This window comes from Caballeronia sp. AZ10_KS36, assembly GCF_023631105.1.
Lineage (GTDB): Bacteria > Pseudomonadota > Gammaproteobacteria > Burkholderiales > Burkholderiaceae > Caballeronia.
The window spans coordinates 443,509-458,450 of record NZ_JALQDQ010000018.1; the positions used below are offsets into that span (position 1 = coordinate 443,509).

Genomic DNA, 14,942 nt, shown 5'->3' on the forward strand with positions numbered 1-14,942 from the left:
CCGTATCAATGCGCGGCGACGCTATCGAGCCCGGTCGATTTCACATCGGCCTGCACGCCGGGCGATGCCAGATAATCGAGAAGCGCCTTCGCTTCCTTCGGATGCTGCGCGCTCACCGGAATGCCGGCGGCAAAACGCGTGACCGACTGCAAAGACTCCGGAATCTTTCCGACGAACGTCGCGCCCTTGACCGGCAGCAACTCGCTCACCTGCTGAAAGCCGATCTCGTAATCGCCGTTCGCGACGACCGAGGCCACCGGGATGCGCGGAATCATCTTCGCCTTGGGCTTGACCTGATCCTCGATGCCGAGCTTCGTGAACAGCTCGCGCTCGATATAGACACCGCTCGCGCTGTCGGAGTAGGCAATCGACTTGGCATGCAGCAGCGTCTGCCGCAGGCCCTCCGCCGTGCTGATGTCGGGCTTCGCCGCGCCGTCGCGCACGACCATGCCGATGCGCGAGTCCGCCAGTTCCACGCGCGACTCAGGCACGACCTTGCCTTGCCTGATCAGCTCGTCGAGCGCATAACCGACCATGATGACGGCGTCGGCCGGCTCGCCCCGTTCGAGGCGGTTGGGAATGGCTTCGGGCGATTTGCCCATCGACGGACCCAGCGCGGTGTCGAGCGTGTTGCCCGTCTCGGACGCGAACCTGGGACCGAGCACCTTGTATGCTGCGGTGAAGCCCCCCGAACTCATGACGTGCAGGTCGGCGGCCTGTACGCTGGACGCCACGGCCGAGGTGGCGATGAGCGCCGCCGCGTAGAGTTTCGAAAGCACATTCTTCATGATGAGGTCGTGTAGGGTTCGATAGGCGCTTGTGGCAACGAGCGTCGCATCAGTGCGCCGGAGTCAGCGTTGCTGCGCGCCGGCGATAGAGCGCGAACGTCGCGAGAAGCGCGCAGCCGGCGGCGAAGCTCATCCAGTATCCGGGTGCCGCCTTGTCGCCGGTCATATGAATGAGCGCCGTCGAGATGGCGGGCGTGAAGCCGCCGAACACCGCCGTGGCAAGGCTGTATGCGAGCGAGAAACCCGCCACGCGCACTTCGACCGGCATCACCTCGGTCAGCGCGACGACCATCGCGCCGTTATACATGCCGTACATGAACGAGAGCCAAAGCAGCACGAGCAGCATGTTGATGAAGCTCGGGGCGTGAGCGAGTATCGACAGTGCCGGGTATGCCGTTGCGATAGCGAGAACCGTCATGCCGACGAGCAGCGGCCTGCGGCCGATCTTGTCCGACAGCGCCCCGCCGATCGGCAGCCACACGAAGTTCGACACGGCTACGCACAAGGTCACGAGCAGACTATCCGCGGTGCTCAGGTGCAGGACCGTCTTGCCGAAAGTCGGCGCATAGACCGTGATGAGATAGAAGCTCGAGGTCGTCATTGCCACCAGCATCATGCCCGCGATCACGACGGCCCAGTTCTGGGCCAGCGTGCGAAACACTTCCTTCATGCTCGGGCGATGCTGGCGTGCCTTGAACTCCCGCGTTTCTTCCAGATTGCGACGCAGCATGAAGATGAACGGCACGATCATGCACCCGACGAAGAACGGCACGCGCCAACCCCAACTCGCGATGGCCGCGGTGTCGAGCGACTGGTTGAGCATGAAGCCAAGCGCCGCGGCAACGACGATCGCAACCTGCTGGCTTGCCGACTGCCAGCTCGTGAAGAAGCCCTTGCGGCCAGGCGTGGCCATCTCGGCGAGATAGACCGACACGCCACCCAGTTCAGCGCCTGCGGAGAACCCCTGCAGCAAACGTCCGACGAGCACGAGCGCGGGTGCCAGGAGACCGATCGTCGCATAGCCCGGCACGAATGCGATCAGGATGGTGCCGCTTGCCATGATGGAAAGTGTGACGATCAGGCCCTTGCGTCGGCCGACATCGTCGATGTAAGCGCCAAGCACGATCGCGCCCAGCGGACGCATCAGAAAGCCGGCGCCGAAGACGGCGAACGTCATCATCAGCGAAGCGAATTCACTCGATGCCGGAAAGAACACGCCGGCGATTTGGGTCGCGTAGAAGCCGAACAGAAAGAAGTCGAACTGCTCCAGGAAATTGCCGGCCGTGACGCGGAAAACCGCCGCAGCCTTTGAATGTCCCGGAGAGAGGGCTGAAGGTGAGGGATGCATCGATGTGTCTCCTGAAGTCCTGGATTTTGCGGTCTTTCCGCTTTTGTCTTTCGTGGATGATGGACTGTCGTCATCAAAACGATAAGTGCAATCTTCTGAACGATTGATGTTCGGTGGTTATCAATCGGGATTGCCGCGAGCTGGCGCCGGCAATGAACGACGAACACTTTTTCGCCATCTGCGGCGTATGAAGCGTCCTTACGCGCGCCGTCAACGATAGGTAATTCGTTGTCCGAATTAATTGGCGGACGCTGCGCGAGGCGATGGAACCGAATGGCGTCCGGCTCGGCAGGCGCGCTGATCCGCAGTTCAGCGCAAAAGGAGCGTTCAGGGCCCAATGGTCAGCGGCTCGGGGTACTCGTCGGACAGGTTGATAGAGTCCCAAATGAGCCACACAGGGCGGGCGGGGCCGGCGAAGAAATCTTCGCAGCCATCCGGGTGGGCTTGCGAGCCGACGTTCTCGTACTGCTCCGGTTGATCCTTCGCGACATACAGCACCGCCTTGCCGCCCTTGCGTTCGATGGCCGCCGGTCGCAAGGGGCCAAGTGTAAAGGCTATGTATGGCGTACCTGTGCAGCGTGGGCCGGAATAAGCCGGCCGGTTCGCGCTCCAGATCCACGCGTTTGCAGATCGAGCGCCGTCCGCCTTCTGAAGGCGGCTGAAGCCGACGAAAACAGGCGCGCCCTTGACATCCATGATGACCCCGCCATCGGATACGAAGTCCGAAGAACTGGATTGCATCGGAGCATCGACGACTGTTCCCACGAGCCTGCCTCGTGCGTCGTACAACCTGGCGGTATGGTCGTGCCTTCCTCCGTAGCCCGGACCCTCGGCAAGCGCCACTGAGGCGCTCGCGGCAAACATCGCGATGACGATCGCACTGCGAGAATTGAACATACTCACCTCGTCGCTGGCACAGGCATCACGGTCACCGGCCTATCCGCAGTGGTTCGGGATAAAGCTGAGTCAAGTCGATCGTGCTCTCGACGGGCCATGCCCCGTCGTACCTCCGCGGCGTGCCATCGAAACAGCGCGGGGGGGCATCCCCGCTCTCATAGGAGCCGACCGGCACGGCTTCGGAAGTCGTGTCCCGAGCAATATATAACGTTGCCGTTGTTCCTCTACGCTCGATCGCGCTCGGGCGAAAGGCACCCTGTTCATAGAAAACGTACGGCGTTCCGCTGCAGTTCTTGCCCGAGTAGGCAAGGCGTGGATACTGCCAGATCCACTCGTTCGAAACGGCGCGTCCACCCGTTGGGGACGTTTCATTGCTAGAGAAGCCCGCGAATACGAACACGCCCTTCACGTTGAGGACGACCCCGGCCGCGTAATCGGAGCCTGAGATGTAGACCACGTCGCCGACAACGTCACCTCGTGCATCGTAGAGGCGCGCCCGGCCGCTTTGCTGAGCGTGGTGGTGGCCCTCGCCGCGGCGTCCATCGTCCGCAGGTGCGTCCAGGGCAACTAGAACAAGAAGCAGCGCCCCTATGAAGACGCGTAGAGTCGAACGGGTCACGTAGCCACCTCACTGCGTAAGAAACGCTTCACGTTTTTCACTAGAAGCCGACGCGCAATGGTTCCGGATATTTACCGGTCAAGTCGAGGGTAGTCTCCACTCGCCACACCGCAAAAACATACGGATCGCGGCCGACGCACTGTCCGTCGATAAAGCTGGACCGGATGGTATGGTCTTCGGCGCGCCCTTCCGCTCCGACGAAAAGAGTCGCCTTGGCGCCTTCCCTGACGAGCGCGGCGGGCCGCAGAACCGAGTTGGCGAAAACGTACGCGGTGCCCGTGCAATTGGGCCCATCGAAGACGGGGCCCGAGGAATCGTCATTCCAAACCATCCGGGTCGCCGAGCGCGGGAAGCCGATCCCTTGAGACACGCGACTGAACTTCACGTAGATCAATGCCCCGTTGACATCGACAACGACCGCGCCAGTGTCGTTGAATGTGCGGCCGATGACGACCTCGCCGACAAGATTTCCTCGCGCATCGTAGAGCTTGGGGATGAAGTGATGTTCGCTGTGGCGTGTCTCGCGCTCGCCTAGCGAGCGTGGCGCGATTGGTTCGTTCTCGCCGTAGCTAAGCGAAATTCCCACTGTTGCGGAAGCTCCCAGCAGAAAGGCGGCGAGCAGCCATTTCAACGGGCGTTTATCCACATTGTCCCCTCTGGCTTCTGAGCGGCTAGCCCGCGCTCTCATGATATGCACAACTAGATAAATCTCCAAGCTGTTGACGTGCCCTGAGTCGGCATGGCCTGGTTGGTAACGCACTCATTGATGTGGATCAAGCCGGCGAGATATCAACGCCCGACTCTGAGCACGCGATATCGATAGAAGAGCCCATCCGCCTGATGAAAGAGCCTGGAGGTGGACATGCGTTTGCGCGGCACGCTCGCTCCCGTCTTTGCCCTCCCGACGACTGCGGTAGCATCACAGTGCCGACTGCCACTCATTCCACAAGCCCAATCGCAAGCCGAGCCGACTCCGAAACCTACGCAACGCCCCCGGCGAACGAACGCGTGTCGGTGCTTTTCCATATCGTCGACTTCAACGACGGCGGGATCGAATCGTCACTCATTCAGTGGCTGCGCGTCTTCGATCGCGAACGCTTCCGCGTCACCCTCTCGGTGATGCATTCCTCGCCCGCGTTCGAAAGTCGCTTTCGGGCGCTCGTGCCGCCGGATATCAGCATCGAGATCCTCGCTGACAAGCATTGGCTCAATTACTTCCAGACCCGCCGTTACGCACAAAAGCTGAGCAAGCTCGGGCGCGTCGGGCGCGATGTCTTCAACACGCTCGCCGTCCGGCCCTATGTGAAGCGACGCGTCGAAGCGCTCGCACGCCGGCACGCGCTGATCGTAGATTTCGATATGTCACTGCGCCGCCTCGCCGGCCAGTTCGGCACGGCGTGGCTCGGGGTCAATCACTTCAGCTTCGATGCCCGGCTTGGCGCGCGACCGCGCAAGAAGCGCCGGCTCGCGGCGCAGTTCGCACGTTACGACGGCGTCGCCGCGCTCAATCAGCATATGGCCGATGAAGCGCGCCGCATGTTCGGCGACGGCTTGCAGCGACTGTTCGTGCTGCCGAACGCCATCGACATCGAACGCATTCGGCGTGACGCGCTGGTGACCGAAGCGCCAATTTGCGATGCCCCGTACATCGTATCCGTGGCGCGGCTCGATGAGATTCAGAAGGACCATCGAACATTGCTGCGGGCTTACGCGCGGCTCGTGAGTGCCGGCGACGTGGCGGAACACCTCGTGATTGTCGGCGATGGCGCGTTTCGCGGCGAACTGGAAGCCCTCGGGGAAGAACTCGGCATCGCTGCGCGCGTGCACTTCGCGGGCTATCGCAACAACCCGCATGCGCTGGTCGCCGGCGCGCGTTTTCAGGTGCTGAGTTCGCGCTACGAAGGTATGCCGATGGTCCTGCTGGAGGCGCTCGCGCTGGGCAAGCCGGTGATTGCGAGCGATTGCCCGACCGGCCCGCGCGAAATTCTCGGCGAGGGCAGCTTCGGCATTCTGTTCACGGTCGGAGCGGACGAGGAACTCGCCGAGGCCATGCGCCGCGTGATTACCGACGAAGCGTTGAGGCATGACATGCGCGCACGCGCGCTAGAGCGCGCCGAGGAATACGCCATTGCCGCCAGCAACGAGCGTCTTGCACGATGCGTGGCCGAGCTGACGAAGGCCAGACGCTAAACGGCCGTTCGGCTTTTTTCGCGGTCGCGTGACTTGTTTTACAGCCGTGCTCCGCAACCGCGCAGTGACTCCATCTGGAAAGAAGCGCCTGCCCCAATGCGGGCCTGCCCGCGCGGCCACGCGACAGTCGCTCAGGACCGTCGCCGAGCTTGAAAGCTCGGATCGCTTTGATCTGAAGTGACTCCGAGCGTTGGACTATTAGCGATCCACGGTTGGTTGATGGTGCTTCCTCTTCGTTGGCGCACGGCGACCGCGCGCCCGTGGTGCGCACCGGGGGTGCAGCGAGTCCACACGACAAAAAAGATGGTCCACCCCTTGAAACCGGCCTCTCACCATCCAAATAGATGGCAAGAGGATGGAAAAGGAATAAGACCACATGCCAACGCAACCCACCGACCTCGCCCGCTCCAAAGGCGGCGACACCGAAAAAATCACGATCAACCTCGGCCCCGTCGACCTCGGCCAGATCGACCTGCTCGTGGAAGAAGGCTTTTACTCGAACCGCACGGACCTGATCCGCACGGCGATCCGCAATCAGCTCGCGGTGCACGCGTCCGTCGTCAGGGAAACGGCGACCCGGCGCGCGCTCGTGCTCGGGCTCCAACATTTCTCCAGACAGGACCTGGAAGCGGTGCGCGCAGCCAATGAGCGGCTGAAGATCCAGGTGCTCGGCCTCGCGAGCATCGCCGCCGACGTTACACCCGAACTTGCTCTCGCCACCATCGAATCGATTCTGGTTCGAGGCGCCCTCCACGCAACGCCCGCCGTCAAGGCCGCGCTTGCAGACCGGATCCGCTGATTGCGGCTCGACCGCCGCGCATCCGAAACCGGATAAGACATGAAACTGAACGAAGGTTTTCTCGACTCGATGAAAGAGGCTTTTCAGCGCTTTCAGAATGGCAACAGCGACGCTGCCACCGACATCGTCAAGCGCGCGATGCGCGGGGACACTGCACACGCCAACCCCGCCGCGCACGAATCGCGGCCCTCGCGCCTCGCCGAACTCTTCAAGACACCCACGCGCGCCGATCCGCAGCAGGACGTGGAAGATCGCGGGCACTTCAGCACGCGCCGCTACGCCAATGCCGCCGGCCAGCGCGAGTACAAGCTGTATGTGCCGAGCGCTTATGGCGACGAGCCCTTGCCGCTTGTCGTGATGCTGCACGGCTGCACCCAGAACGCCGACGACTTCGCGGCCGGCACGCAAATGAACACGCTCGCGGAACGGCAGCCGTGCATCGTTGCATACCCGATTCAGCCGCAGACCGCGAACGCATCCAAGTGCTGGAACTGGTTCAAGCCGTCGGATCAGCAGCGCGACGCCGGCGAGCCGGCGCTCATAGCCGGCATCACGCGCGAGATCATCGCCACTCACAACGTGGACGTGAAGCGCGTCTACGTCGCCGGACTATCGGCGGGCGGCGCGATGGCGGCGGTCATGGCGCAACGCTATCCCGACCTGTACGCGGCGGCCGGCGTTCACTCGGGACTGCCCGCCGGACGCGCGCACGATCTGCCGTCGGCACTCGCGCTCATGCGCGGCGGCGAAGGTAAAAGCGCGTCGTCGAGCGCCGTGCGTTGTCCGCTGATCGTCTTTCACGGCGATGCGGACGCCACCGTGAACCACGTCAACGCGCGCAGAGTCGTCGAAGGCTTTCGCACAAGCGGGCCGGAGCGCCGCGTATCCGGCGCGCCGGGAACTCGCGAGCATTCGGTGCAGCAGTTCGTATCGCCCGATGGCGTCCCCGCGGAGCTATGGACGCTTCACGGGGCGCCGCACGCGTGGTCCGGCGGCAGCGCGCGCGGCACCTACACCGACCCGAGCGGACCCGATGCCAGCGCCGAGATGCTGCGCTTCTTTTTCGAACATCCGAGGGAATAGTCGCTTGTCGATCGCGGCGATTTCACTCCGAGGGTCTGCACGCGAGATGGCAATCTGCGCGAACGCGAAGCGCGCTTGCTTGTCCGGGTCGTGAGTGCCCGGCATGCCGCCGCGCCGCATTCGGTGGCTCTCGCAGCGTACTCGGATGTAAGCCAGCGCAGCTTGGCCGGCTCCGCCGAGTCCTTCATCGCGTCGGCGGCCGCCAATCGCTCATCCACTACCGATTGAGCGGATTAATGCCGTTTCGTCAATTCAGACTTGGCTTAATTAGGGTTTATACCTAGGAGCGACGGACGTACACTGCTTCTCAACGACAACGCAGTGCGAGCCCCGAGCTCCTGCGGGGTCCCGCTCAACGAGATACGGAGGTTCATCATGTTCAAGTCAATCGTTCCCGCCATCGTCATCGCGTCCGCGCTGGCTGCTCCTGCTTTCGCGCACGCAGGCGAAAACGGCGCCCTGACCCGCGCGGAAGTGAAGGCGCAACTGGTCGAACTGCAGCGCGCGGGCTACAACCCCTCCAGCGACCGCACGACCTACCCGGCCGCCATCCAGGCGGCGGAAGCCCGCATCCAGGCGGCGCAAGGCGTCGCAGCGACGTCGTTCGGCGGGTCGGCGGACGGCGCGTCGGCGTCCGGCCGCGCGAATCGCCCGGCTGGCGACGTCAACGCGGTCGACTTCAATCGTCCGTAAGCCGCATTGACCTATTGACCGATGCAAGCCCGGCCCCGCGCCGGGCTTTTTCGCGTTCGTGTCCGCACTTCGTAAGCGCCGGGACAAGCGCCTTACGACGGTCATCTCACTGTAAGCCTCGGATTTTTCGACGTTTTTGGATTCCGTTTTTTCATCGGAGGCTCAGACCGCACTAAAATGTGTGTCTGCTTGTCACACGTTTCGTTTCTGCCGCCTGCCATGCCTATCCCGTCGTCGTTGCGCCTCGCTTTCGTTTCACTCGGTTTTCTCGCGCTCGCTGCTTGCGGTGGCCGCACCGCCACCACGCCCAGCTATCAGCAGGAGTTGTTCAACACCGGCGCGAGCCCCTACGCGCATAACTTCGACGCCACCGTAAAGGAAACCTGCGAGGCCGCGCGCCGCGCGTTGCTCTCGCAAGGCTTTCTCACGACGATGGCGCAGGCCGACAGCGTCGACGCCACGAAGAACTTCCAACCGTCCGCCGAGACGCACGTCGTCGTGTCGTTCCATGTCGTCTGCACGCCCGGCGAAAACGCGACAAATCAGAGCATTGCCTATGTGAACGCCGTGCAGGACGGCTACGCGCTCAAGAAGAGCGACACGTCCGCGAGCGTCGGCTTGAGCGTGCTCGGCTCGCTTTCGCTGCCGATCCGCTCGAACAGCGACGCAATGGTCAAGATTTCCAGCGAAACCGTGCCGGCGGGCAAGTTCTATGACCGCTTCTTCGGCTTGATGGGCCACTATCTGACGACGGTGCCGCGCAGTTCGCCCATTGCGTCCGATGAAGTCGACAGCAAGCCGCTCGCGCCCTCGCTGATCGTCAGTTCGCCGGAGCTGACGCCGACGCCGATCGTCGTGCAGGCGCCCGCCGCAGCCGCGACCGCGATCCAGACGCCGGAGGCCGCGGCGGTCACCAAGCAGGAAGCGCAGGCTGCCGCCAGTACGGTGACGGCATCGGCGCCGGTTGCGGCGTCCGCGATGCCCGCAGTGGCCCGTTGAAGATTGCCGGTTCGCGCGTAACGACGGCGGACTGCTCCCGCAATCGTGCGCAAGCCGCAGAGTCGCGGTCGCGGCCCACGCCCGCGCGATGCGCTGGGTCCCGATGCGCACCCCACGGCCACGCGAACAAGCGGAGCCGGTCCGTGACGTTTCCGTCGCCCAAAACAAAAACGGGCTCCGGCCGAAGCCGGAGCCCGTTCGCGCGCCTCGCCCTGAACGGCTGAGGCTCGCCGCTTATTTGCCGCCGTTCTGCGGGCTCAGCGTGAGCTTGTTCGAGACCGACTGCACGCCCGTCACGCCCTTCGCCACTTCTTCGGCCTGAGAGATCTGCGCGCCTTCCGGCACGGTGCCGGTCAGCGTGACCGCGCCGCCGCGTGCGCGGACGAACACGTTCGACACATCGAAGCCCTGCGCCTTCGACAACGCGCGGCGCACGTCGTAGCCGAGTTTGCGATCCGTCTTCTTGGTCGCGGCCTTCTGCGCCTTGGTCGGCGCGGCGGATTCGGTGCCGGTGGTGGCCGCCGCATCGCTGGATTGGGCATAGGCGCTCGACGCGACCGCCACGCACACCACGACGCCCAGCGCCTTCAACATATCGACAACTTTCATGGTTTCTCCTTTTGTTTCGCTTGTTGACTTCGCACAGTTGCTGCTTCGCTCGTTTGCACTTCAAGCCGGACAGCGTGGACCGGCCTAAGGCGTACGGCACCGCGCATGCCCGTGGCCGCGCGGCCGGCGGTCCAGATGGACCGGCGAACCGGCGGCGACGTGCCGCGGATGCTGTCATGCAATGCTGCGAGAGGCTGGCGAAGAAACGAACTCGGCCGTTGTTCGGGCGAATGGCCCGTCGGCTCGTCTATGTGTTGTCCTGACGCACGGCGCTGCAGGCGCCCGATGCTGCGGCGCGCGCCCGCCTGACCCAAATAACGGGTTTTCGGGCGGAAGTCCTTGCCGTGCGGCGGCGAACGTCAATTTAGCCCAGCGCGGCCATTAGCGCAAAGCATTTAACGACGCGAGGCGCCCGCACGCGACACACGCTTGTCACACGCATGCCGCCGCCGCGACGACAGCCGGGTCGCGGGGGCGTTCGCGTCGCGCGTTCGGGTAAGCTCTCGGGCACGAAGTCGACAGTCAGCACCAAGATGATCCAATCAGACGGCAAACCCCAAAAGGAACGCCCGCGACGCAGGCCGCAACCGAGAATCGTCGCGCGTTTCGTCGCGGTGTCCTGGCGCGACCTCGCGCTGACGTTCGGCCCGATTCTCGTCGTGGCGGTCGCCGCGCTCTACCTCGCCGTGCGGCTCATTCAGCCCGCGCCGCCGAACACGCTAACCATCGCGGCCGGGCCGAAGGGCAGTTCGTTCTGGAACAGCGCGCAAAAGTACAAGGCGATCCTCGCGCGCAACCGTGTGACGCTCAACGTGCTGGAGACGCAAGGCTCGCTCGATAATCTCACGCGGCTGGAAAAGCCGGATTCCGGCGTCGATGTCGGTTTCGTGCAGGGCGGCATGATGCCGCCGGGCGCGGTACACGACGACCTCGAATCGCTCGGCAGCGTCGCGTATGTGCCGCTCGCCGTGTTCTATCGCGGGCCGGTGGTGTCGCGGCTGTCGGAGTTCAGGGGCAAGCGGCTCGGCATCGGCGCGGAGGGCAGCGGCACGCGCGCGCTTGCGCTGACGCTCCTGAAGGCGAACGGCATCGAGCCCGGCGGGGACACGCAGTTGCTGCCGCTGTCCGGCGACGCCGCAGCCAAGGCGCTCGAAAGCGGCCAGATCGACGCCGCCCTGTTGACGGGCGATTCCGCGCAGCCGCCGACCATGGCGAAGCTGTTGCGCACGCCGGGCGTGCGCTTCATGGACTTCGCGCAGGCCGACGCCTACGCGCGCCGCTTTCCTTACCTCACCGAGATCGAATTGCCGATGGGCGCGTTCGATTTCGCCAACAATCTGCCGCCGCGCCCGGTCCACATGATCGCGCCGACCGCCGAGCTCGTCGCCCGCGACAGCCTGCATCCCGCGCTCTCGGACCTGCTCATCGAGGCGGCGCGCGAAGTCCACAGCCGCGCCAATTTGATGCAGCGCGCGAACGAATTCCCCGCGCCGCTCGCTCACGAATTCCGCATCAGCGACGACGCCGAGCGTTATTACAAGTCGGGCAAGAGTTTTCTGTACCGCGTGCTGCCGTTCTGGATCGCAAGTCTCGCCGATCGCGTGCTCGTCGTGCTCGTGCCGCTCGTCGTCGTGCTGATTCCGGCGCTGCGGCTCGTGCCGGGGCTGTATCGCTGGCGCGTGAAGTCGCGCATCTATCGCTGGTATGGCGCGTTGATTGCAATCGAACGGGAAGCGATCAGCGGCCCCGACACCGCGCAGCGCGACGCCCTCCTCGACCGCATCGACGCGATCGAATCGGCGGTCAACCGGATGAAGATGCCGCTCGCGTTCGCGGACCAGTTCTACGTGTTGCGCGAGCACATCGGCTTCGTGCGCGAGCGGCTCGCCGCCGAGGCCGGCGCGAACGCGCAGGCGCCGTCGCGCCGGCAGGTCGCGTCGCGTGAAGACACGGAGCAGCGCAGCACGTAATATCGAATGATTCGATCGCGATAAGCGGTCGGGATAAGCGGTCGCAAGAAACGCGGCGCGCGTTCGCCGCACCGGATGCAGGACACGGCGCGAGCCGACGAATGCCGATGCGCGAGCGCCGCAGCAACCGAACACGAACTGAGCGAACGACGAGGCCAGCGCGAGCGCGACAAAAGCAAGGAGAAACGACATGAGTGCCCCGCATTCGACCGCCGACGGTCGCCCGTACTTTTTTTTCGACTTCATCTCGCCGTTCTCGTATCTGCTTCTCGAGCAGCACGACAAATGGCCCGACATGCCGTTCGAATTCGTGCCCGTGCAGCTGCTCAAGCTGCTCGACCGCTGGAAGCAGCCGCACGCGGCCACCATTCCGTCCAAGCGCGTGTTCACGTACCGCCACGCGCTCTTTCGGGCCGAACAACTCGGCATTCCGTTTCGCATGCCGCCCGCGCATCCGTTCGACCCGGTGAAGGCGCTGCGGCTCGCCGTGATCGCAAACGGCGACATGACGCGCGTGCGCGACATTTTTCGCTTCATCTGGCGCGAGGGGCGCGATCCTTCTTCGCCGGACGGCTTTCGCGCGCTGTGCGAATACGTGGGCATGCCGGAGGCGGAATCGCGCATCGACGACGAGGACGTGAAGGCGAAGCTGCGCGACAACAATGACCGCGCCGTCGAGATGGGCGTGTTCGGCGTGCCGACTTTCGTCGTGAACGATCAGATCTTCTGGGGCGAGGACACGCTGCCGATGGTGCTCTACGTCGCCCGTTCGCCGAACTGGCTGGACGCGGCCGAGGTCAAGCGCATCAGCACGTTGCCGATGGCCCGCCCGGAAGCCGATCCCGGCGACACGGCGGAAGTCGGCGGCTGATTCTGACGGCGAACGCGTTGGCGATCTTCGCCTATGCCGCGCATAGGGCATGCGCTATGGCGTCAAAAATCGGAACAGGGTTAACTTCGGTTGCGGCCGTGCGCCGCGCCGTCCGTTTCTAACCGTTGCCGCACCCGACACGGCGCTTCGGCCTCCGGTCTTACGCAAAGCCCATGAACGAACCCGCCGATTCCCTCGACATCTGGCTGATCCGCGTGCTGCGCACGCTGCTTCTGGAACGCAGCGTCACGCAGACCGCGCAGCGCCTGAACCAGACGCAGCCGGCCATCAGCACGGCGCTGCGCCGCCTGCGCGAAATCCTGAACGATCCGATTCTCGTGCGCGGCAAGCAGGGCATGGTGCCGACCGAATACGGCGAGACGCTGCTCGCGCCCGCGCAGCGCGCGTTGCGCGAGGTGGAGTTCGTCGCGACGCCGCACGGCGATTTCGATCCCGCGCATTCGCGCCGCACCTTCCGGCTCGCCGCGCCGGACTATCTGAACGATTTCTTCATGCCGACGCTCGTGGCCGCATTCCGCGACGCCGCGCCCCATGCGCGCCTCGAAATCGAATCGCTGAACCCGATGCGCGATCACGAGCGCGCGCTCGACGAAGGCGAGATCGATCTGATGGTCGCCAACTGGACGAAGCCCGAGCCGCGCTTCGAGCGACAGGACCTCTTCTCCGACGTATTCGTCTGCCTGATGCGCGCGAACCATCCGCTCGCGCGCGAGCCGCTGACGGTGGAACGCTATGCGCTCGCCGCGCACCTCGCGCCGACGCCGTACAGCGGCGCGAAGCGTCATCCGATCGATATCGGGCTCGCGCGGGCGGGCATCCGCCGGAGAATCGTCACGACGATTCCGTATTTTGGTCTCGTGCCGCAGGTGCTGCTGCAATCGGACCTGATCTTCACCGCGCCGCGCCGTTTCGCGCAACACTATGCCGCGATGCTGCCGCTCGCGGTGCTGGATTCGCCGGTGCCGTTTCCACGCATCAAGTGCTATCGGCTGTCGCAGCCGCAGTCGGATCAATCGACCGATGTGGCGTGGCTCTGCGCGCTGATGTCGCGCGTATCGGACTCGCTCATCGGCAGAAAGACCGCGCCGGTGCATGACTTCGCTTCGGCCGTCGCCAAATAACGTGCTCACGACATGGACGCTCTCGACCGCTTGATTCAACTCGCGCAGCTTTCCGGCGCGCTCGATTTGCGTTGTCTTCTGCGCGGTCCGCTGGAAGTGGATCACGCGCCCGCGCCGGCCGGCGAGGCGGCGTATCACGTCGTATTGGACGGCGCGTGCACCGTGTCGCGCAAGGGCCATGCGCCGATCGGCCTGAAAGCGGGCGATATTCTCTTTCTGCCGCGCGGCGACGCGCACGTGCTTCACGTCGCGGATGGCGACGCACGCGGCGGCGAAATGCAGGCACGCGACAACGGCGCGGTCACGGTGCGCAGCAATTGCGGCGAAGCGCAGCCGGCGGTGGATTTGCTGTGCGGACGCTTCACGTATGCGCCGCGCGCGCTGCTGATCGACGTGTTGCCCGACGCGGTGCACGTGTCGTTCACGCGCGCGTCCGCGCCGTATCTTGGCCCGCTCGTCGCGGCGATGCGTCGCGAAGCGGAGGAAGCGCAGCTCGGCGCGCCGTCGATTGTCGCGGCGCTTTCCACCGCCCTCTTCGCGATGGTCTTGCGCGCGTGGCTCGCCGAGCAGCCGTCGCTTTCCGGCGTGCTCGCGCTGTTGGCGCACCGGCGGCTGGGCGCGTCCATGATCGCGATGCTCGAACGCCCCGCCGATCCGTGGACGCTCGAAATGCTCGCGAAGGAAGCGGCGATGTCGCGCGCCACGTTCATGCGCGCGTTCTCCGCGCATTCGGAAAGCTCGCCGCTGGCGCTATTGGGCCATGTGCGCATGCAACTCGCGAGCACCATGCTCACGCACACCAAGAAGAGCATCGCGGATGTCGCGGCGAATGTCGGCTATCAATCGGAAGCCGCGTTCAGCAAGCGGTTCAAGGAAGTATATGGCGTCGCGCCGGGGAAGTTTCGGGCGGAGCGGGGGTTCGGGGCGTGAGGCG

General features: G+C 64.4%; 15 protein-coding genes. 9 read left to right on the forward strand and 6 right to left on the reverse strand.

Annotated features, from left to right (window positions below):
- Window positions 1-5 precede the first annotated feature (5 nt).
- The 5 genes from NCR35_RS12235 to NCR35_RS12255 all read right to left on the reverse strand — a co-directional run bounded on the left by NCR35_RS12235 (window position 6) and on the right by NCR35_RS12255 (window position 4,283).
- Window positions 6-788, reverse strand: coding sequence for a substrate-binding domain-containing protein (locus NCR35_RS12235; RefSeq protein ID WP_250534540.1), 783 nt, complete (start codon window positions 786-788; stop codon window positions 6-8).
- A 49-nt stretch (window positions 789-837) separates the two neighbouring features.
- Window positions 838-2,136 (reverse strand): MFS transporter, encoded by a 1,299-nt coding sequence (locus NCR35_RS12240; protein WP_250534541.1) that lies wholly within the window; start codon window positions 2,134-2,136, stop codon window positions 838-840.
- A 327-nt stretch (window positions 2,137-2,463) separates the two neighbouring features.
- Window positions 2,464-3,033 carry a hypothetical protein gene (locus tag NCR35_RS12245; RefSeq protein WP_250534542.1) on the reverse strand — a complete coding sequence of 190 codons (570 nt, stop codon included), beginning with the start codon at window positions 3,031-3,033 and terminating at the stop codon, window positions 2,464-2,466.
- Window positions 3,034-3,064: 31 nt separating this feature from the next.
- Window positions 3,065-3,652 carry a hypothetical protein gene (locus tag NCR35_RS12250; protein ID WP_250534543.1) on the reverse strand — a complete coding sequence of 196 codons (588 nt, stop codon included), beginning with the start codon at window positions 3,650-3,652 and terminating at the stop codon, window positions 3,065-3,067.
- Between the two features lie 40 nt (window positions 3,653-3,692).
- Window positions 3,693-4,283, reverse strand: coding sequence for a hypothetical protein (locus NCR35_RS12255; RefSeq protein WP_250534544.1), 591 nt, complete (start codon window positions 4,281-4,283; stop codon window positions 3,693-3,695).
- A gap of 377 nt (window positions 4,284-4,660) precedes the next feature.
- On the opposite strand from NCR35_RS12255, the gene NCR35_RS12260 reads away from it, so the two are divergent.
- The 5 genes from NCR35_RS12260 (at window position 4,661) to NCR35_RS12280 (ending at window position 9,416) form a co-directional block, all read left to right on the forward strand.
- Window positions 4,661-5,842, forward strand: coding sequence for a glycosyltransferase (locus tag NCR35_RS12260; protein ID WP_502801669.1), 1,182 nt, complete (start codon window positions 4,661-4,663; stop codon window positions 5,840-5,842).
- A gap of 376 nt (window positions 5,843-6,218) precedes the next feature.
- Window positions 6,219-6,641: a ribbon-helix-helix domain-containing protein gene (locus NCR35_RS12265; RefSeq protein ID WP_250534545.1), complete on the forward strand. Its 423-nt coding sequence runs from the start codon at window positions 6,219-6,221 to the stop codon at window positions 6,639-6,641.
- A gap of 39 nt (window positions 6,642-6,680) precedes the next feature.
- Window positions 6,681-7,724: an extracellular catalytic domain type 1 short-chain-length polyhydroxyalkanoate depolymerase gene (locus NCR35_RS12270; protein WP_250534546.1), complete on the forward strand. Its 1,044-nt coding sequence runs from the start codon at window positions 6,681-6,683 to the stop codon at window positions 7,722-7,724.
- Between the two features lie 375 nt (window positions 7,725-8,099).
- Window positions 8,100-8,417, forward strand: coding sequence for a DUF4148 domain-containing protein (locus tag NCR35_RS12275; RefSeq protein WP_250534547.1), 318 nt, complete (start codon window positions 8,100-8,102; stop codon window positions 8,415-8,417).
- Between the two features lie 219 nt (window positions 8,418-8,636).
- Window positions 8,637-9,416 (forward strand): DUF2242 domain-containing protein, encoded by a 780-nt coding sequence (locus NCR35_RS12280; protein WP_250534548.1) that lies wholly within the window; start codon window positions 8,637-8,639, stop codon window positions 9,414-9,416.
- A 234-nt stretch (window positions 9,417-9,650) separates the two neighbouring features.
- Here the strand turns inward: NCR35_RS12280 and NCR35_RS12285 are convergent, their stop codons facing one another.
- Window positions 9,651-10,025, reverse strand: coding sequence for a BON domain-containing protein (locus tag NCR35_RS12285; protein WP_244847136.1), 375 nt, complete (start codon window positions 10,023-10,025; stop codon window positions 9,651-9,653).
- A 533-nt stretch (window positions 10,026-10,558) separates the two neighbouring features.
- Here NCR35_RS12285 and NCR35_RS12290 point away from each other — a divergent pair.
- The 4 genes from NCR35_RS12290 to NCR35_RS12305 all read left to right on the forward strand — a co-directional run bounded on the left by NCR35_RS12290 (window position 10,559) and on the right by NCR35_RS12305 (window position 14,938).
- Window positions 10,559-11,995, forward strand: a complete 1,437-nt coding sequence (locus NCR35_RS12290) for a TAXI family TRAP transporter solute-binding subunit (RefSeq protein ID WP_250534549.1) — start codon at window positions 10,559-10,561, stop codon at window positions 11,993-11,995.
- A gap of 190 nt (window positions 11,996-12,185) precedes the next feature.
- Window positions 12,186-12,866: a 2-hydroxychromene-2-carboxylate isomerase gene (locus NCR35_RS12295; RefSeq protein ID WP_250534550.1), complete on the forward strand. Its 681-nt coding sequence runs from the start codon at window positions 12,186-12,188 to the stop codon at window positions 12,864-12,866.
- A gap of 173 nt (window positions 12,867-13,039) precedes the next feature.
- The gene (locus NCR35_RS12300) at window positions 13,040-14,008 is read left to right on the forward strand and encodes a LysR family transcriptional regulator (RefSeq protein ID WP_250534551.1); all 969 of its coding nucleotides are present in this window, start codon (window positions 13,040-13,042) and stop codon (window positions 14,006-14,008) included.
- 12 nt (window positions 14,009-14,020) lie between these two features.
- Window positions 14,021-14,938, forward strand: a complete 918-nt coding sequence (locus tag NCR35_RS12305) for an AraC family transcriptional regulator (RefSeq protein ID WP_250534552.1) — start codon at window positions 14,021-14,023, stop codon at window positions 14,936-14,938.
- The last annotated feature ends 4 nt before the right edge of the window (window positions 14,939-14,942 follow it).

Coding starts and splice junctions, on each gene's coding strand:
- NCR35_RS12235 (WP_250534540.1), bottom strand. CDS start 788: ATGAAGAATGTGCTTTCGAAACTCTACGCGGCGGCGCTCATCGCCACC.
- NCR35_RS12240 (WP_250534541.1), bottom strand. CDS start 2,136: ATGCATCCCTCACCTTCAGCCCTCTCTCCGGGACATTCAAAGGCTGCG.
- NCR35_RS12245 (WP_250534542.1), bottom strand. CDS start 3,033: ATGTTCAATTCTCGCAGTGCGATCGTCATCGCGATGTTTGCCGCGAGC.
- NCR35_RS12265 (WP_250534545.1), top strand. CDS start 6,219: ATGCCAACGCAACCCACCGACCTCGCCCGCTCCAAAGGCGGCGACACC.
- NCR35_RS12270 (WP_250534546.1), top strand. CDS start 6,681: ATGAAACTGAACGAAGGTTTTCTCGACTCGATGAAAGAGGCTTTTCAG.
- NCR35_RS12275 (WP_250534547.1), top strand. CDS start 8,100: ATGTTCAAGTCAATCGTTCCCGCCATCGTCATCGCGTCCGCGCTGGCT.
- NCR35_RS12280 (WP_250534548.1), top strand. CDS start 8,637: ATGCCTATCCCGTCGTCGTTGCGCCTCGCTTTCGTTTCACTCGGTTTT.
- NCR35_RS12285 (WP_244847136.1), bottom strand. CDS start 10,025: ATGAAAGTTGTCGATATGTTGAAGGCGCTGGGCGTCGTGGTGTGCGTG.
- NCR35_RS12290 (WP_250534549.1), top strand. CDS start 10,559: ATGATCCAATCAGACGGCAAACCCCAAAAGGAACGCCCGCGACGCAGG.
- NCR35_RS12295 (WP_250534550.1), top strand. CDS start 12,186: ATGAGTGCCCCGCATTCGACCGCCGACGGTCGCCCGTACTTTTTTTTC.
- NCR35_RS12300 (WP_250534551.1), top strand. CDS start 13,040: ATGAACGAACCCGCCGATTCCCTCGACATCTGGCTGATCCGCGTGCTG.
- NCR35_RS12305 (WP_250534552.1), top strand. CDS start 14,021: ATGGACGCTCTCGACCGCTTGATTCAACTCGCGCAGCTTTCCGGCGCG.